The sequence below is a fragment of the Reticulibacter mediterranei genome, assembly GCF_016587455.1.
On sequence record NZ_BNJK01000002.1, the window covers coordinates 1,068,706 to 1,085,701 of the forward strand.

21 protein-coding genes and 1 pseudogene are annotated in these 16,996 nt (G+C 51.7%); 10 read left to right on the forward strand and 12 right to left on the reverse strand.

The genetic code is table 11. From position 1 onward, the window contains the following. Positions 1 to 617: 617 nt before the first annotated feature. Complete coding sequence (locus K3T83_RS58680; RefSeq protein WP_444544567.1) at positions 618 to 893, reverse strand: hypothetical protein; 276 nt, start codon at positions 891 to 893, stop codon at positions 618 to 620. 47 nt (positions 894 to 940) lie between these two features. Between K3T83_RS58680 and K3T83_RS58685 the strand changes: the two genes are divergently transcribed. The 3 genes from K3T83_RS58685 (at position 941) to K3T83_RS43095 (ending at position 2,693) form a co-directional block, all read left to right on the forward strand. Beyond that, positions 941 to 1,330 (forward strand): hypothetical protein, encoded by a 390-nt coding sequence (locus K3T83_RS58685; RefSeq protein ID WP_444544568.1) that lies wholly within the window; start codon positions 941 to 943, stop codon positions 1,328 to 1,330. Positions 1,331 to 1,462: 132 nt separating this feature from the next. Then, positions 1,463 to 2,056, forward strand: a complete 594-nt coding sequence (locus K3T83_RS43090) for a hypothetical protein (protein WP_220209318.1) — start codon at positions 1,463 to 1,465, stop codon at positions 2,054 to 2,056. Continuing rightward, positions 2,007 to 2,693 carry a transposase gene (locus tag K3T83_RS43095; protein WP_220209319.1) on the forward strand — a complete coding sequence of 229 codons (687 nt, stop codon included), beginning with the start codon at positions 2,007 to 2,009 and terminating at the stop codon, positions 2,691 to 2,693. The genes K3T83_RS43090 and K3T83_RS43095 overlap by 50 nt, the downstream gene beginning before the upstream one ends. 324 nt (positions 2,694 to 3,017) lie before the next feature. On the opposite strand, the gene K3T83_RS43100 is transcribed toward K3T83_RS43095, so the two are convergent. Further along, on the reverse strand, positions 3,018 to 3,161 hold the full coding sequence (locus tag K3T83_RS43100; protein WP_220209320.1) for a hypothetical protein: 144 nt from the start codon (positions 3,159 to 3,161) through the stop codon (positions 3,018 to 3,020). An 87-nt stretch (positions 3,162 to 3,248) separates the two neighbouring features. Here K3T83_RS43100 and K3T83_RS43105 point away from each other — a divergent pair, with 87 nt between their 5' ends. Beyond that, on the forward strand, positions 3,249 to 4,520 hold the full coding sequence (locus K3T83_RS43105) for an MFS transporter (RefSeq protein ID WP_220209321.1): 1,272 nt from the start codon (positions 3,249 to 3,251) through the stop codon (positions 4,518 to 4,520). Positions 4,521 to 4,812: 292 nt separating this feature from the next. Here the strand turns inward: K3T83_RS43105 and K3T83_RS43110 are convergent, their stop codons facing one another. The 7 genes and pseudogenes from K3T83_RS43110 to K3T83_RS43140 form a co-directional block, all read right to left on the reverse strand. Next, complete coding sequence (locus K3T83_RS43110) at positions 4,813 to 5,583, reverse strand: IS6 family transposase (protein WP_444544569.1); 771 nt, start codon at positions 5,581 to 5,583, stop codon at positions 4,813 to 4,815. Further along, positions 5,555 to 6,678, reverse strand: a protein-coding gene (locus K3T83_RS43115) for an IS630 family transposase (RefSeq protein ID WP_220208040.1) whose coding sequence is annotated in 2 segments (ribosomal slippage) — positions 5,555 to 6,270 and positions 6,270 to 6,678 — 1,125 coding nt in all. Because the reading frame shifts where the segments join, the coding sequence is not laid out codon by codon here. The genes K3T83_RS43110 and K3T83_RS43115 overlap by 29 nt, the downstream gene beginning before the upstream one ends. A 70-nt stretch (positions 6,679 to 6,748) precedes the next feature. Continuing rightward, positions 6,749 to 6,838: pseudogene (locus K3T83_RS43120) on the reverse strand (IS6 family transposase); the annotation flags it as partial. A gap of 46 nt (positions 6,839 to 6,884) precedes the next feature. Further along, positions 6,885 to 7,196, reverse strand: a complete 312-nt coding sequence (locus K3T83_RS43125; protein WP_220209322.1) for a hypothetical protein — start codon at positions 7,194 to 7,196, stop codon at positions 6,885 to 6,887. Between the two features lie 201 nt (positions 7,197 to 7,397). After that, on the reverse strand, positions 7,398 to 7,583 hold the full coding sequence (locus K3T83_RS43130) for a hypothetical protein (protein WP_220209323.1): 186 nt from the start codon (positions 7,581 to 7,583) through the stop codon (positions 7,398 to 7,400). A gap of 239 nt (positions 7,584 to 7,822) precedes the next feature. After that, positions 7,823 to 8,047 carry a hypothetical protein gene (locus K3T83_RS43135; RefSeq protein ID WP_220209324.1) on the reverse strand — a complete coding sequence of 75 codons (225 nt, stop codon included), beginning with the start codon at positions 8,045 to 8,047 and terminating at the stop codon, positions 7,823 to 7,825. 161 nt (positions 8,048 to 8,208) lie between these two features. Beyond that, positions 8,209 to 9,078 carry a WD40/YVTN/BNR-like repeat-containing protein gene (locus K3T83_RS43140; protein WP_220209325.1) on the reverse strand — a complete coding sequence of 290 codons (870 nt, stop codon included), beginning with the start codon at positions 9,076 to 9,078 and terminating at the stop codon, positions 8,209 to 8,211. Between the two features lie 146 nt (positions 9,079 to 9,224). Here K3T83_RS43140 and K3T83_RS43145 point away from each other — a divergent pair, with 146 nt between their 5' ends. Then, positions 9,225 to 9,500, forward strand: coding sequence for a hypothetical protein (locus tag K3T83_RS43145; RefSeq protein WP_220209326.1), 276 nt, complete (start codon positions 9,225 to 9,227; stop codon positions 9,498 to 9,500). Positions 9,501 to 9,856: 356 nt separating this feature from the next. Here K3T83_RS43145 and K3T83_RS43150 read toward each other — a convergent pair whose 3' ends face one another. Next, positions 9,857 to 11,290, reverse strand: a complete 1,434-nt coding sequence (locus K3T83_RS43150) for a pentapeptide repeat-containing protein (RefSeq protein ID WP_220209327.1) — start codon at positions 11,288 to 11,290, stop codon at positions 9,857 to 9,859. A 350-nt stretch (positions 11,291 to 11,640) separates the two neighbouring features. On the opposite strand from K3T83_RS43150, the gene K3T83_RS43155 reads away from it, so the two are divergent. Both K3T83_RS43155 and K3T83_RS43160 read left to right on the forward strand, forming a co-directional pair. Next, positions 11,641 to 12,021, forward strand: coding sequence for a hypothetical protein (locus K3T83_RS43155; protein WP_220209328.1), 381 nt, complete (start codon positions 11,641 to 11,643; stop codon positions 12,019 to 12,021). Between the two features lie 766 nt (positions 12,022 to 12,787). Further along, a complete protein-coding gene (locus tag K3T83_RS43160; RefSeq protein ID WP_220209329.1) occupies positions 12,788 to 13,000 on the forward strand; it encodes a hypothetical protein in 213 nt (70 codons plus the stop codon). Between the two features lie 140 nt (positions 13,001 to 13,140). Here K3T83_RS43160 and K3T83_RS43165 read toward each other — a convergent pair whose 3' ends face one another. Next, a complete protein-coding gene (locus tag K3T83_RS43165) occupies positions 13,141 to 13,449 on the reverse strand; it encodes a hypothetical protein (RefSeq protein WP_220209330.1) in 309 nt (102 codons plus the stop codon). 463 nt (positions 13,450 to 13,912) lie between these two features. Here K3T83_RS43165 and K3T83_RS43170 point away from each other — a divergent pair, with 463 nt between their 5' ends. Next, a complete protein-coding gene (locus tag K3T83_RS43170) occupies positions 13,913 to 14,197 on the forward strand; it encodes a hypothetical protein (RefSeq protein WP_220209331.1) in 285 nt (94 codons plus the stop codon). 124 nt (positions 14,198 to 14,321) lie between these two features. Here K3T83_RS43170 and K3T83_RS58210 read toward each other — a convergent pair whose 3' ends face one another. After that, the gene (locus tag K3T83_RS58210; RefSeq protein ID WP_220209332.1) at positions 14,322 to 14,534 is read right to left on the reverse strand and encodes a helix-turn-helix domain-containing protein; all 213 of its coding nucleotides are present in this window, start codon (positions 14,532 to 14,534) and stop codon (positions 14,322 to 14,324) included. 516 nt (positions 14,535 to 15,050) lie between these two features. Here K3T83_RS58210 and K3T83_RS43180 point away from each other — a divergent pair. Together K3T83_RS43180 and K3T83_RS43185 are read left to right on the forward strand one after the other, a co-directional pair. Then, positions 15,051 to 16,034, forward strand: coding sequence for a hypothetical protein (locus K3T83_RS43180; RefSeq protein ID WP_220209333.1), 984 nt, complete (start codon positions 15,051 to 15,053; stop codon positions 16,032 to 16,034). A 2-nt stretch (positions 16,035 to 16,036) separates the two neighbouring features. Further along, positions 16,037 to 16,903, forward strand: a complete 867-nt coding sequence (locus tag K3T83_RS43185) for a methyltransferase domain-containing protein (protein ID WP_220209334.1) — start codon at positions 16,037 to 16,039, stop codon at positions 16,901 to 16,903. Positions 16,904 to 16,996 lie beyond the last annotated feature (93 nt).

Here is a 16,996-nt window from a genome sequence, read left to right on the forward strand (position 1 = left end):
CAAAGCGAACAGATGCAGGTATCTGAACTATCGACTCCTTCGTGTGGTGGATGTGGTTTTTTACTACTCTGCACGAAGGGTTTTTCTTCTCGCAAGAGGGAAAGGACGTTTATGCTACAGGAGCGGGAGTCGTTTCAGCGAGAAGTGACTTGCTCGATTCTTGCTCAACCAGCAGATGAAGCAATGAGGGACGTGTTCGTGTCCTGATCGAGAAAAACAGTGGATTTCCATTGGAAAGTGACTTGCTCGTGTTTTTGGGGAAACACTGCTCGATCCAGAATCGAGAAAATTCCCTATTTCTATTCATGAGTTACTTGCACCCCTCTCTGTCGCGAAAAGCCTTGTTCCCACATTGAAGCGCGTCGAGTCGCCGCGAATAACTACATTGGTTCAATCGCCCAGTCGCGAAGCCGCCCGTTGCTACAACATCGTCGGGATTGAGTACAGCCAAAAAGGATTATTTCAATCGCTCAAACGCGAAGCCACTCATTGCTACGACCATTACAGAACGCATGCAACACATCCCGCCCCGAATTTCAATCGCTCAAACGCGAAACCACTCATTGCTACGCTCAAATGTCCTTGAGGGTCCATATCGACTCCAAGATTTCAATCGCTCAAGCGCGAAGCGGCTCATTGCTACTTTTTGCGTCTTGATCGGCCATAAGCTGAAAGTCAAATTTCAATCGCTCAAGCGCGAAGCGGCTCATTGCTACATCAACAAATCCTCTGGGGATTGCCTGGTGAGCAGTATATTTCAATCGCTCAAACGCGAAGCCACTCATTGTTACCAAAGACACATCCTGGCATGCATGAGCTATTGGATGGGATTTCAATCGCTCAAACGCGAAGCCGCCCATTGCTACATCACCCAGAATGGCTTGGATAATCATCAGCACAATATTTCAATCGCTCAAACGCGAAGCCGCCCATTGCTACCTTGTACAAGATATTATATGGCGCAAGCTGCAAGTATTTCAATCGCTCAAACGCGAAGCCTGCTCTTGCTACTGATGCGTACCAGCAGGCTCCTGCTGAACTGCGCAACGTTTCAATCGCTCAAACGCGAAGCCTGCTCTTGCTACATATCAGCCGTGAACAGGGCAAGATGCAGCAGGATGTGTTTCAATCGCTCAAACGAGGGGTGCAACTAACTCATTTATGGAAATCGGGAATTTCTCCGATTTCGGATCGAAGAGCATTTCCCCAAAAACATGAGCAAGTAACGTTCCAATGGAAATGTGCCGTTTTTCTCGATCAGAACACGAATACATCCCTCGTTTCTTCACCTGCTGGTCGAGCAAAAATCGAGCAAGTCACTTCTCGCTGAAACGATTCCCGTTCCTGTAGCAAAAACGTCCTGGGCCTCTTGCAACAAGAAAAACCCTTCGTGCAGAGTATCAAAAAACTACATCCACTCACACGAAGGAGTCGATAGTTCAGATACCTGCATCTGTTCGCTTTGACCAGTCCACCCTCGCCTCCCTGCTCGATGTTGATCCGCTTGTCCAGGACTATCGTGCCTTCTTTGCTCTCTTTGATTGGTCGGTGGTTGATCGAGGGCCTTGCCCGCCGTTCCAACTGCTACGGTTCCCACGGCCATCCGTTCTCCGCCTACCTCAAAGCGTTTCTGCTACGGATCAGAGAAGGCTTGATCGCAGCCTCGCAATTGCGTGACTTTTTGTGCAGGCATCCTCTGCTCATCATCGAGTTGGGCTTTGACTTGCGGCTTGATCCGAGCGCCGACTATGGCTTTGATGTCGAGGCGACGCTTCCTACGCGCTATTGGTTCGGCGAAAAATTGCGGAAGCTCGACCATGCCTTGCTCAGTGACTTGCTTGCTGCTACTGTCACTGCTTTAAAGGAGGAGATCCCTGGACTCGGCTCAGTTGTGGCCTTCGATGTGAAGCACATCTACTCCTGGGTCAAAGAAAATAACTGGCGTGCCTATGTCCCAGACCGCTATGACAAAATGCGCATTCCTCTCGGTGATCCTGACTGCAAGCTTGGGGTCAAACGCGAGCCTCAACAAAGAACTCTCAGATGGAACCACTGAAGAGAAAAAGGAACTCATTTGGGGCTATGGAACCGGCGTCGCTGCTGCCACCACCCCAGACTATGGCGATATCGTGTTGGCTGAACACACATTGCCTTTCAATGAAGGCGATATCACCTATTTCCGCCCGCTGTACCACCAAAGCGTCCTGGCCCTCGATCACTTCCCCACTCATATCACCGCTGATGCCGCCTATGATGCGTGGTATGTCTACGACACGGTGGCGCGTCGGGGAGGGATCGCTGCCATCCCGCTCAATGCGCGTAGCACCACCACCTTTGACCCTGATGGCACCCCACATTATCCCATCGGACTGCGTATGTCCCCCACCTTCCACTATGCTCACACCAACGGCTATCGCGCCTTGCGCTACCGCTGCCCGCTCTTGTTTCCTCTCGCGGTTGGTCAGAGCTGCGATCACGAGCAATTTCTCAAGGGCAAAGGATGCCAAAAGGAGATCAATGACGAACCAGGAGGTCGCGCTCGCCTCCTGATGGATCGCACCAGCCCGCTCTACAAGGCGGTTTACACCCAGCGAACATCGTGTGAACGCATCAACAGTCAGGCCAAAGAGCTTGGCATCGAATGCCGCCATCCGTCCACAACGGACGTTCTGTCGCCAACCTCAATACTTTGATCTATTTAGTTATTAACGTGCGAGCATTGCAGCATGCTAAATCAATCAATAGAGGACTTCTACAAATGAGTTAGTTGCACCCCTCTCAGTCGCGAAACCTCCCGTTGCTACGACAGCAGAGCGGCTTGGTCTCATTTACACTCTTGCAGGGTAAGCAGGTTTTCTGTTATTCTAGAGCTATGCAATCTCTCTCTTTGATGGGGGAACTGAAAATCCCCGGATGGATGATCCATCGCAACCGTAATCGCAACACAAGCATCCACGCCGCATAAGCCCGGCACAGTTATTGGCTTATGCGGCTGAAAATGGTGCCACGCGCGTTTTTCAGCCCGGCGTTTTTGCGCGCCGGGTGGTAATTTGCCGTGTACTGTTTTCTCCCTCTCGTTTCTTAACCATCTCTTCCAACTGACCGGGTAGCATATGGTCTCTCTGCTTGGCTTCCCGGTTTGCTTGTCTTTGTCGCTTCATCGACCCATTCCGCGCTCGCCTCGCAGTTGAGACGGTATCTGTTTGCCCGCTTTTGTTTTGATCTCAACTGGTGAAAGGATTGTCCCGATGACAATGACACGCGATACGGTAAAAACGCGGCCTGGAGCGGGATCGCTCTGGCGCAATCGCGACTATCTGCTGCTCTGGTTCGGCCAGGCCATCTCCTCGATAGGAGGCAGCGTCTCGGATCTGGCGTTTCCGTTGCTCGTGCTGGCAGTGACTGGCTCACCGGCTCAGGCGGGTCTGGTTGCTGGTCTGAATGCTCTGGCCGCCGCGCTCTTCGCACTGCCAGCTGGTGTGCTGGTCGATCGCTGGGACCGCAAACGCGTGATGCTTTTCTGCGACCTGGGCCGCTTTGTGAGCCTGGCCAGCATCCCACTGGCTCTCGCTACGGGCCACCTGACCATCTCTCAACTGTACATAACGGCCCTGGTCGAGGGAACGCTGGCCAGGCTTTTCGGCCTGGCGCACACGGCCAGTCTGAGTCAGGTCACCACAGAGGCCCAGTTGTCAACTGCGGTCGCGCTGGATGAGGTAATGGAAGGGACGACCGCGCTTGGTGGACCCTCGCTCTCCGGCCTGCTTTTTGGCCTGAGCCGGGCGCTGCCTTTCCTCGCTGATGCCATCTCTTATGCCGTCTCCATTCTGACGCTGCTGCTGATTCGCGTCCCCTTCCAGGGACAGCGCGGAATCAAGCGCCGCCATCTGCTGGCAGAGGTGCGTGCTGGCATGAACTGGATCTGGTGCCAGCCCTTTATTCGTGCCATGACCCTGCTGACAGCGCCCGGAGCCTTGTTTAGCACTGGCCTCCCGTTGATCATCATCGTACTGGCTCAGCAGCAGCATGCTTCGTCCTTTCTCATCGGCTGTATCTTCGCGCTGGGAGGCATTGGCTCGATCGTCGGCGCGGCGCTGGCACCGATGTGGAGGAAGTGGCTGAGTGTCGGACAGTCTATTCTCCTCTGCCGCTGGGCATTTGTGCTCCTCTGGCCCCTGTACGCGCTGGTGCCGTTTCCCTGGATGATGGGCCTGGTCGATTTTGGAGTTGGCCTGGTCGATCCGATCGAAGATGTGGCCTATTTTAGCTATCGACTGAAACTTATCCCCGAAGAACTGCGCGGGCGCGTACTCAGCGTCTGTCGGCTCTTTCCGGGAACTGCCCGCCCGCTGGGGCTCTTCGTCACCGGACTGCTGCTCCAGCAGATCGGGGCTGTCCCGACCCTGCTCATCTCCTGGGGCGCGCTGTTCCTGTGCGCGCTGCTGTTTACGCTGAACCGCCATATCCGCCAGGCCGGACGCGAGGAGGCTCGTGGCGCGGAAGGTATGGAAGAAAGCTGATCAGGTGAGTCCTCTGTTCTGAGGTATCTGTAAATGAGATCGTTCGGTGTCGTCCTTCTTCCCTTGTTCCCTGTCGTCATTGACCGATTTCTCAGCGGAGCAATTCAAACAGACGACAGGGAGCAGTACCAAAAGGACGACACACCGATTGCAATTGACACAAACTCAAGGAGGCTCGATGAAAAAGTATCAAGTTGAGCTCGACGAAACACAACGCAAGCAATTGGAAAGGTTGTGTTGCAAGAAATGGAAAGGAAACAAGATGAGCAGAAAATGGCCCCACTTGTTCCGTTTAGGCAATCACTGCAAACAGCTGGGTAACCAAGGCCACCTGGCTTCTCACGTCTTCTTTGGCTACGCCTTGTAGCTGTCCTTTCCTGATCATGTTCATGATCTCGAAGCCTTGCAGGGCTTTCCTCGCTGTCTCAAACGAAAAGAAGCCCATACCCGATTTCGTTAAACGTTTGATGAAGCGATGGTCCTGCTCGATCAGATTGCCCCGGTACTTGACCTGTCGCAGTTCCACCTGTTCCGGCAGCACTCCGGCAGCTTTGAGTTCCGCAATCGCTTTGGGGTAGGCGGCGTTCTTATCGACATTGATAACCCGAGGAACGAACCGGGGAACGAGGGGAACAACTGGCGCAAAAGACCTCGTTTTGTTTTCATCCACTGAACCAGCTTGAGAGGAGGCTTCCACTGAGGATCGTAATGCTTTGCAGAAGAAGCGTTTGGCGGCCTCGGCATCGCGCGTCGAACTCAAGAAGAACTCGATCGTGTTCCCCTCAGAATCGACCGCTCGGTAGAGATACATCCAGGCTTTCTTCACTTTAATGGACGTTTCATCTACTCTCCAGGAGTCATTGCAGGCTTTGAGATGAGGACGGCAGCGTTTCTCGAACTCAGGAGCATAGTGCTGAACCCAGCGGTAGATGGTGGTGTGATCGATGGTGAGTCCTCGCTCCTGCATCATTTCTTCCAAATCCCGGTAACTCAATAGTCCCCCACACTGAAGGTGATGCCTGGTTCTCGTTCCCTTAAGAAGGAATTTCCTCGCGTGAGGGATACAAGTGTTTCAGTTTGATGCGTGCATCGGGAGGAGTAAAGCGCCACTGCACCATGGCTTTTTGCGCGTTGCGTGCGTGCTCCCATGCAGCAATTTCTTGACGGAGTTGCTCGATATTGCTGATACGCCTCTTCAAACATTGGTTGACTAAGACCGATAACTCAATTTCCACCATATTCAACCAACTCCCGTGGAGTGGTGTGTAATGCCATTCGATCCTTTTTGCCAAACGGAGTGCTTCTGGGAAAGGAAACGTTTCATACAGAGCAGCAGGCGTATGTGTATTCAGATTATCGAGGACTAGCCGCACTTTGGAAGCAGAGGGATATTTCTCATCAAGCAGGTATTTGAGACAGTCGGCGAAATCTCGCTTCGTGCGGGTGGCTTTGACCAGAGCATGCCGCCAACCCGCTTGTGGCTCAAACATCAAGAAAGTGCTACACGCACCATGGCGCGAAAATTCCGTATCCTCGCGAGCCAGGCGACCCGATTGCACTGGTTGGGGTGGTTGCAGGTGTCCAATCAGTTGACAAGGACGCTCATCGATGCACACAACAGGGAACGCTGGATCGTAGGGCTGCATGTACAAATCCAGGAGATCTTCCATCCGCCAGACGAACTCCGCCCCGACTTTCGGAATACACCACTCTTCTTTCAACCAGGGCTTGAGTTCCTTTTTTTTAAGACGCGACGAACTGTCTCATCAGAAATGCTGTCCACGATGTGCAATTGCACCAGTCGGTTCGCGAGCAATTCGAGCGTCCAGCAAGTGCGGCCTTCGGGAGCATCACTGCAAGCAAGCGCGACCAGATAGGCTTCTTGCTTCCCATCGAGTCGAGGCTTTGCGCCAGGACGAGGGAATTCAGTGAGCGCATGATCTAACCCTTTTTGACAGTACCGTTTGCGAACCCGTTGGACCGTTGCCCGACCGACTTCCAGCGTCTGCGCAATTTCGTCGTCCGATTTGCCTTGATGGGCTAGTAATAAGATGTATCCTCTGGCGATGGTTCGGGCGGAATGTTCCCCCACTTTCAGGAGGTCATGCAATGTTGTCCGATCTTCGTCGCTCAGACAGACTTTGTGGATGAGGGCCATGCGGTTCTGCTCCTTTTTTTCTCAGCATACCTTAAGGAGCAGCCAGGCATCAACTTTACTGTGGTGGACTACTCAACGCGTATCGGAGATACCAGCGCACAGATAATAGAATGATGTCGGATTGGAAATGACGCCATTTGAAAAGACTCGGAGCCTTCATAAACTTACCTCTTCTTGATTCTATGAATACTCCAGAGCTTACAAGATCATACGCTTGTTGGCAACCTATCATTTTTGCAACACAACCGGGAAGGGTGAGAGGGTTGCTGATAGAAAGGTGGTTCTTGCTTCGGCTGGCTGTACTGCTGCCGCTTCATCGCATGAGCTGTGCTCAAGAGGATGAGCCTCAGCACAAGAAAAAAGAAGAGCAGACCGATGAAGGCGAGGATCGAAAGTTGCCAAAGGTGGATCATCGCCAGGCTCGCGATCACGATCAACCCGATCAGACCGCCAACCCCTTCATAGGAGCCGCGCATCTGCCGACGGTCGGCTTTGCGTTGTGCTCGATAGTCTATCATAATGATGTCTCGTTTTCTCCCGTTGGGATTCTCAATGGTTCGGGGTCCTTCTCCAGGGCCTCATTGTATGTACGTCTGAATGAGAGCGCAGGTTTTGTTCATTGAGCAGCAAGCCCACACCCATTATGTAGTCGTGCAGAAAAAAGCACACGTTTGGCGAACAGGTCCATATTTTGTGCATGAGGGTGTTTTTGTCGTTATTTAACTCATCTGACTCGCCCCGAAGTCGCTCATTCCCTCATTCAAGTCACCACCGAACTCGCCGACCTGCTTGGCATTTCCCTCGTTGAAGGGATGGTAAATGACTTCCGATGTGAGCAGGTTTAGCCCTCCGACATAAGCACTTGCCCTCCGATATGAGCGACTTCCACCAATGCACTTGAGCAAACCGCTCCATAACTAAAATACCAGCAGAGAAGGTTGTAAATAAATAACTACTTGAGCACTCCGAGCGGTCACCACGTCCTTGCCGTCTGGATGGTTTTTGATTCTCCTCTACCAGACAAGAACTCTCTGGTAGAGGAGAGCCGGTCAGAACTACACCGCTTTGATGTATCGTTGGTCCACGCAAAGCGACCAACGCGTTGGATACCCTCTCCTGGCAAAAGATGTCGATACCGCCAGATTTATGATGTGGGCAAGAGAGAGATCAGCCGCCAGTTCAGCCCTCCATCACTGGTTTTGTAGACATCTGTATTATCCACCAGCGCCACCCCTACCTGTGGAGAGAGAAACTCAACCCTCCACCTGGTTACATCACCCCCTACAGGGGTACTCGACGTTTGCCCCCACTGTCCGTTGGAGAGCGTGAACAAGAAGTATCCATCATCAATATGGGTGGTGTCTACCACATTCACTTCGTAGGTAGGATTCGTCGGAAGGGCCGCCCCCTCAACCCGCCACGTGTTTCCACCATTCTGTGTTGCATACAGATATCTTGCGATATGCGCGTCTGTTTTCCCAAATGAGACCGTGAGATACCCATCAGCGTGAGTGGAAAACGGGAGAGTATCTATGGTACTGGGTTTCGAGGTTTCCTGCGCAGGAAGGGGAAGGGCAGACGACGGTTTCCAGGTAGACCCACCATCATGGGTCTCATAGAGCGCGGCTTCGGAAGATCCATCAGAACGTTGGGAACCGTCGAGAGCAGTGCTGAATCGTCCTGTTTGTGAGTCAATAAAGGCGAGGCTACCAGCATAGGTTGGGGGAGATGAGGGAGAGGTTGCCACGTCTTGCCTCCATCAGTGGTATGGAAAAGCATCGCATCTCTCGATGAAGATGACGTTCTCTTGCTCCCACCTGTCGAGGTCTTCTGGTCTGACGGCGACAGCACCACCCAGCCACGCGTGTGATCAAGAAAGGTCAACGAAGACGCTTGCATGCCGAGCCTTTTGATTTCTGGCGCTGTGGGCCAGTTGTAACGTTGCCATGTCGTCCCACCATCAACGGTACGATAGAAGTAAGGGGGGAAAACAGTGCTTGTATTGGCAGGTTGGAATGGCTGGAGGAAAGCCATATCTTCATCGAACACATTGAGCAGGAAATCCCACCCCGCTGGTTCTTGCGGGAGGGTGATCTGCTTCCAGTCCTTGCCTCCATCAGTCGTGCGAAACAACGAACCTTGACCAGTAGGAGTATATGGTCTGGCCCAGCCCACTTGCACGCTCGCCATGTACAAGCCATTCGCTAAATCAATGCCCCTGCCTACAAACCTTTGTGGCACTGATGAAACGGCTGTTGCCTGTGCGGTAACGGTTGGCCTCACCTGCGCTCCTGGCGATGAGGCGGGGGGAGATATATTGCCACAACTGCTCACGCCACCAATGATCAGTAGCGCCGCCAGCAGCATTCCATGCCCCGAGGAAAGCTTTTGCCTGTTCATAGAAGTCCAATGATCCTTCACTTGAGATATCCCTTCAAGTATAGGGTAAAACAGAAACATGCTGCAAGAGCAATGACCCATCGAACGCTCATTATCTCCTCACCAACTACTCATCGTCTGCATCACAGAACGGAAGAACCCTCTGTATGAACGAGCTGCGGCTGACGGAGGATGAGCCGGGGAAGCGTGGCAGCATTTTATCACCCGATTTTCGACGCTACGCGCAGGAGATCGGCGGCGTATCAAAGGGGGAGAAATCTCGTCGTTATTTCCACTCTTCTTTGCTGATACACCAGATGGGAAGCGGTTTGCTCAAGTGCATTGGTGGAAGTCGCTCATATCGGAAGTCATTTACCAAGGGAGAGGCGAAAGCGAAGATTGAGCCGAGAGCGAGGAGTGCGTGGTACTTGCTCCTCGCTTGACACGCGATACATCTGTCTGGGAAAGGGTATAATCGCTCGGTTATGAGCCGCTTCACTGCCATCTCCTCACAGCGCTGAGGGCAGAAGAAAAGCCGAAGGAGCACGCGTTTAGCGAGGGGCTCAATTTCACACACAAGGAGAGCACATATCGTGGACATCTTTTTGGTCTTGCCACTCTAGTAATGGCTCCTAGATCCTTGGACACCTGGTGCGTGGAGAGGAAACTATTTGCCCCAAATACTTTGTTGATGTGGCTCAGATAGCTCGGCGAGCCACATCTGTCAGTAACAACAATTTGGCTTCAGGAGTTTCAACACGTCATTTCTCTAAAGCGCTGAATCCACAGTCAGAGACATTTACCGATTGAAGAACCGTTGGGTCAAGGTGGCGATGAATGTCACTTCGGTGATCAGCCCCACCAGCGCTTCTAGTGCGGCCAGGACCGTTAGCGGATCATCGAGTGAGACAGTTGTACCTGGAAAGAAGCCACGACCGTGGAAACTAGTCATACTGAAGACTAAAGCTCCCAGTGGAGAAAGCTCTGGTCCGACAGTGTAACCAAGAAGGTAGTAGGCTGTAGCAAAACTAGCGATCACGAGAAAATAGGCAAGAAAGCTACGGCTGGGCTGATAGCCATAGCCTGCTATGAGATAGAGAAACCAGGAAAAGAGCCAGGCGCTACACATTTGTCCCTTTTGCTTCAGTTTTGCTCTTGGCTGGACTATCTCCAACCAAAAGACACGCCTCTGTAGGCATTGAGCACGGTAAGCAAAGCGAGATGCCTCTTCATTCAGTCCTTGTTGTTGAAGTGCAATGGCTAGTTGCCGATTGGCACGGACCGCTGTCTCATACTCAGACAAACGCAGAGCTTTGTTTTTCCGTTTCCCTTTGTGTTTGCTCTTTCTGGCTTCGTGCTCATCACCAAGCATGCGTACCTGCGACCATTGAATTCCAGAAAGGTAGATGCTCTCCCAGAGCACATCTGCACACATTGGGGCTGAGTGCCACGGATCACTGAATAGGATATTTCTCAGATCGGTTTTCTCTAATCGAACTCCTTTCATATTCGCTTCCTGCAATCGTGCTTGCCTCAAATCAGCTTCCTGTAACAAGGCTCCTCTGAGGTCAGCTTGTCTCAGTTGTGCTCCTCTGAGGTCGGATTTTTCCAGACAAGCTCTTCGCAGATCTGCTTTTTGCAAGTCAGCTTGCCTCAAGTCAGCTTCTTGTAACTGTGCTTCTCTGAGATTAGCTCCTTGCAATTGGGTTCCGAAGAGATTGGCCCCTACCATCTGCATTTGAGCTTTTTTTCGTTGATCTTGAGTGGCTTCGTTCCGTTCATTCCAGGTGAGACCCCCTCGTAAGCCTGCTAGCGGTAAGTAACTCAGATTCACGTGCTGTATATCGGCTCCTCGCAGATCGATCCCTTCGCGTTCCCGTTGACACTCATCACTCCAATCCACTGGACCATGACCATTCTCATGGGTTGAGAGTAACCATTCGATATCTGCTCGATTGAGCTTCACCTGCTGAAAAGGATAAATCCCTTGCTGAATATTTGGAGAAATGGCACGCCGCACTGAAAGATACTCCTGACGCTTGACATCAATCTCTGGCTCAGTACGCCAGGGTTGATCTTGGGCTTGCCAGTAGATACGCCACGCTGCGTGATCATGGGGAGGAGGATGTTGGGGGAGCGCGAGAAGCTGGTTCGATTGTATTGAAGTCTGTCTTGCTATGGGCTTGAGCATCAGGTTGAGCAGAGATAACAGCAGCGCAGGTTTTCTTGGCATGAGCGTGTTCCTCTTTGGGAAGCGATGGGCGCAATGAAGTTGTTAGGACTTCTCGCACCACTCTCTATTCTCTACTTGAAGAAACGTTGCCCTCTAAAGGAATTCAAAATTCGGTATACTAATGCATCTCCTGATCTGGATAGGTTATTTCAATCGATCAAACGCGAACCTCGGTTCTGCTCCCCCCACGAAAAGCAACAGCCATGGAAGCCTATGGACCGTGCCATTTGCGAGAGGCTCATGTCTTTCTCTCATCAAAACGTGGCAGCGACAAATTTAGAAAATTTCTAAATTTCCTCAGTTCTGCCCTAGAATGAAGAAAAGCGACCAACATCGCAAACAATGGCTGATTGGTTATTCTCGACCTCTCACCAGTTCTTAGCGCATCATCTCCCCTGCTACAAGCAAGCGGCGAGCTGATCCACGATCTTGATGAAGCTCAATCATCAAGATGGAGGCAGCGTTTTGAGGAGGAACATGCGTATCATCTCACTCGTTCCGAAATCGCTCATTACGTAGTTGAGACGACAAAAGCGTTGGCAGATCTCCTTGGCATCTCCATTGATGAGGAGGCAGACGAGGAGAGGGAGCATCTCCCTCTCCTCGTCTGCCTGGGTCACTGCTGCCTAGATTGGGAGACGTTACTTCCTGGCTTAGCAGCCCTGTTTGGGAGTAACTGCCTTATGAGTGCCTCTGGTCTACGTCACGCCGATGATGTCGTGTTTTCATAGCGAAGGCAGACCAGATCTCGGGTACGGATCGGCACTTACTGAGCAAACGGATGCTGGATCGGAACGGCAGGCAATTGACAGCTTTGCTTCGTCGTCAGTGGGAGGCAACTCCTAGAAGCTCCACTTCGCCACAAAACCATCTAACTTCCTGAGGCGAATAGGCCTTGAGCGCCCATGCTTCCATGTCTCGCTTCATCTTCAAAGGAGATAACTCCACGAAATCGGGTGAATACCACCCTCAGCTCGTTGCAAAAAAATGACTGACATCCAACCGTACACCACGGAAGTGGTCAAGAGCCGTTTCTTGACTCCACCTTTCAGTCACATAGATTTGCGTACTTGTTCCCATCTCCCTCCTCCTGTACATTCATTGTAGCAGATGCGCGCTGCTCTTGAACGCCTGCCTGCTTATGCGCCAGAACTCAATCCTCAAGAAGGAGTGTCGGCGATGGCATGGCGCTTGGAGATGGCTGCTCTGTTGGTGTCGGCAGCAGTTCCATAGGTGTGGCTGCGGTGGCTTGTGCCCGTGCGGTGGGCGTCACGCTGGCCTGAACCGTTTGTGGATTCTACGTGGTGGTAGCGATGCTGCCCGAGGAGCACACACGACACGCGATCTAGACAAGCATGAGAGAACCGCAGCCAATCCATCACCTGTTCTCTCGCTGAACCATATTTTTATGAAGATTTCATTGACAATCCGTGTCAGTCCCTCTAGATTCTCTCTCAAAAGAGTATGGCACCATCTGGTAAGGAAAGGGAGATAGCTATGGGTACAAGCGTCCACGGTACTCTGGAGGAGGCCATCCACCGACTCCAGCAACACGGTTTTGAGGAATGCACCGCGATGGCGAGCAGGCAACACGAAACAGCCTATTTATGTGCATTTCAGCGTCAGGATGATGAGCAGCAGATTCTCTACTGCTGTGTCACCGTCGAGGATCTCTTCGCCCTCTTGTCCTTTGTCGAAACGTTTGCCTGAGCGGTGTTGGCCCGTTGGAAGAACTCGTGTGCAAGCTTCGTTTGTTGCTTATCGCTCCGTTGTGCTTGAGGGGGCAATCTACCCCTACAAGCAAAAAGACCTGTCCCTGGTGCTTATCCTGATGAACACATGATGTTCGTCTATTCCTGTAGGGGAAAGATCGGTGAGAGGCGTTGGAGGGACACAAAGCGTCCGAGGATATTGCCAGCCGTGATGCGATGATCGTGTCCACGCGCAGTGACGATCAGAATATTCTCGGCATCGAGGTAGCAGCGTCGTATGGCGTCCTCCTGCGTTTCCAATGGGCCATAGGCTCCTCCACGCAAAAGTACCTGGCAGATCACCCCTTCGCGCGCACAGGTTTCATCACGCACGAATTGCACTCGATCTCCCGTGCTGTATGCAGGCGCAGGCAACGAGGTGGGATCAACCCCCTGCGGCCAGCTCACGATCTGTTATCCCTGGCGAACATCGACCGGCTCCCACCAGCCTACACAGCTAGTCCAGACGGGAACGGGCAAATATCTTTCGCTCATGGTGTCACAGCCTTTCTCAAGCAGGCAATCAAGGAGGCAAGCCAATTGCCGCTCCCTTGCTCTCTTGTACCATTTGACGTATCCGTGTAAGTATGGGAAACACGGTGAAGGCAGATGCCTTCGTTTCTCTCTTCGAGTGGAACGCCTCTTTCTGCTGAAGAAACCTCGATCAGGCGCTTATAAAGGTGACTTCACGGCTCGGGCTTCTCTCTTCGTCGCTCCAGTAAGGCATCAAGCGTGAGCGAGGGTCAAAAATATACTCCAGAGACATGGTGAAGTGTTCCTGTTTTCTCTGTATACCCTCGTCCCGCTTCACAAGCCATCAGAGCTGTCTCGACCCGCCCGTCTCACTTGTTGTAATATTATGAGGAAGACGATGCAAGAAACACGACGCACGATACGAACTGTGGAGGAAGCACCAATGCGCCTGATTCGTCAAGGGGATCGTTTTGTCGCCCAGTTCTCTTTTGTCTGGGAGGTGAGCACGCTTGCTGAGCGTGAGGAAGGCTGGGTCCCGCTGTTTTTGCCTGGACACCTGGAAGAGCCACTAGGGGCAATTCATAGCCAGACTCACAAGGTACACCTTCGGCAAGGCGTCCGTCTCGCCGAGAGGCAGATTGTCGTGCTCGGAACCACCCGGTTCCCAGAGCCTCCTTTGTAAGGCTTGCAAAGCGACGATAGTGGTGAGTTCCGCTTCTTAGGTGCTCTCGGCTCGACTATGACACCTTTTTCCTCTTCTGCGCTGAAGTCACTGTTTCTCTTTGCAGGAGCACCACTGATGACGATCAGGACAGACACGATGTGTCCTGACACAGGGAAATGCCTAGCACAGATTCCAGACTCGGCTGGAGAGCGAGAGAGGGGCGATGTCTCCCCTTTTCCCAGGCTCGAATAGTTGTCTCTCCAACACGGAGTTGTTTTGCGAGTTCCCGTTGACTCCATCCTTTTTTTCGACGGGCTAACCGAATGCTCTCAAAATACGGTAATGACTCACTCATAGACACAATCCTTATGTTATGAGGATAAACGGGATACAGTTACGAGTTGACGACACGCATGTATACTCTCATACAATGTATGAGAAGAGCAATTACACTCCTCTATTTGAGAAAATGTATGAGAAAAAAAGCGACATGAGGTCCTCTCTCTATGCAACAAAAGCAAAGTCATAGATGATTTTCAAATGCATCCAAGGAACTATCCTTTCTACAAGAAGAATAGGCGTAGGCAACTTTCTATCCTATTAGGAGACTAGCTTTAGCGTAACACAAGAAATAACATCTGTCAACATTCATGTAAAAACACAAGAAATTATACATTCTATGTATATATTGTTGTAAAGGGATGCATACAACTTATTTGACTTTCTCTATCATGTTCAGTACAATGTTATTACATGGAATCGAGGAAACAATAACAGATGACAGCGATGTGAACCTTCATTGCTTCCTTCTCGCTCTTTTGGAAGGATTGCTGTATAGTATAAGCAACTTTGTAGAAAGTGCAGGGACGCCATGGCTTCTTCATCTTCCTGGCGTGAGCTGTTGAAAGGACTCATCGCCGTACCCTCAGAGCGTGCTGCTGCGGCAGAACGGATAGGTCTCAATCCGATCACTTTTGTACGTTGGGTACAAGGCACCTCCAAGCCAACGATGCAAAACCTGATCGAGCTACCCAATGCCTTTCCTGCCCATCGTGAGGAATTTATTGATCTCATCGAACAGGAGTATGGTATCCATCTGCGCGATTCCCAGCCGATAACCCCTTCTGTCTTCTCACCGGAGCAGGCTATTCCTTCGGAATTTCTGCTCAAGGTGCTTGGCGAATATGCCCGTGCTAGCGGTCCCTTTGCCGCCTGGTACATCCGCACGCAGTGCCTCGAACAACTTTTGAGCTTGCTCGATCCTGGAAAGGAGGGCATGGATATCTCAATCATCCGGTGTATCCCTCCTCGATCAGAAGGAGTACACGTTCAAAGCCTCTGTGAGGTGATGGGCATCGGCAATCCTCCCTGGCCCAGTGGCGTTGATCGTCGCCTCCTTTTCTTAGGCTCCGAGAGCTTGGCTGGCTGGGTCGTGGAACACAGCGAGCCAAGCGTCATTCAAGACTTTGGTTCTCCCGGCCTGCTTCCATTTCGCATCACCACAGGGGAAAAAAGTGCCGCCGCCTATCCGATCCTGCGAGCCGGAAAAATTGGTGGATGCCTGATGGCAAGCAGCAACATTGAGAATGCCTGGACGCCTTTGCGTCTCTACTGTCTCGACGCTTATGCCAAGCTCCTTGCTCTCCCGATGGGAGAAACCGATTTTTATGAGAGCCAACGGATTGCCTTGCGCGAAATGACTATTCTCGCACCTTCACGGGAACAACATCTGTTGCTCGAATTTCAAGATCGTCTTCGTCAGTTGCGACGAGCGCAGCACACACTGAGTATTGTTCAGGCTGAAACACTGGTGCTTCAACAGATGGAAGCCGCCTTAATGATAGAAAGCGAGTAACCATGCAACCTCCCCTCAATCCATCTGAGAATAAAACGACGTATTTCATTAACCCCAATGACAGCGGAGAAACACAACGCCTCCTTGATTATGATCTTCTTATGACGAGGGCTATGGGAGAACGTCTCTTTCCTGACAGCTATACCCCTTCAACGGGGAGTCTGGTGATTGATTTCGCTTGTGGTCCTGGAAGATGGGTCAATCAGGCGGCATTTGAGTATCCTGAGAGCGAATTTTATGGGGTCGATATCAGTTCCACCATGATCCGCTATGCCAGAGCGCAAGCACAGGCCCAAAGACTCCCCAACCTCACCTTTCAGGAAGGCTCTGTTCTTGACCCACAACCGTTTCCAGGGGCAGCCTTTGATTTTGTCAATGCTCGCTGCATCTCCAGCTTTATGCCAGTCTCAGCCTGGAAGCCGTTTCTTGAAGAGGGTAAGCGGATTACGCGTCCGGGAGGAATCATTCGCTTGACCGAGGCTGAATGGCTGTATACCAATAGCGAGGCAGGAGAGAAGATTGCCGATCTCGCCACTCGTGCGCAATGGCTCACAGGAAAATCCTTTTCCCCTGATGGCAAACGCTTTGGCAGTACGCTGGCACTCCCGAAATTATTTCGAGAAGCCAGATTGGAAGATATCCAAAAACAGGCATATCATCTTGATGTATCGTTTGGAACCCAGTCACATGCGCTCAACTACCAGATGATACTAGCTGGTCTCGAAATGATGCGAGCATTTCTGGTAAAAACAGGTGTCACGACAAAGGATGCCTTTGATGCTCTGTGCCAACAATTCGATTATGAAATGCAAGATCCAAACTTCTTGGGATGCTACTATCTCCTCAGTGTATGGGGAAAGCGCCCGTAGATGGACGTTTTCTCTCTTTGGATTTTACCACTATGTTTCCTCTCTTCGCATGTGCCTATGCCATGTGGGATGACGCGCTACGCTCTTCAGTTT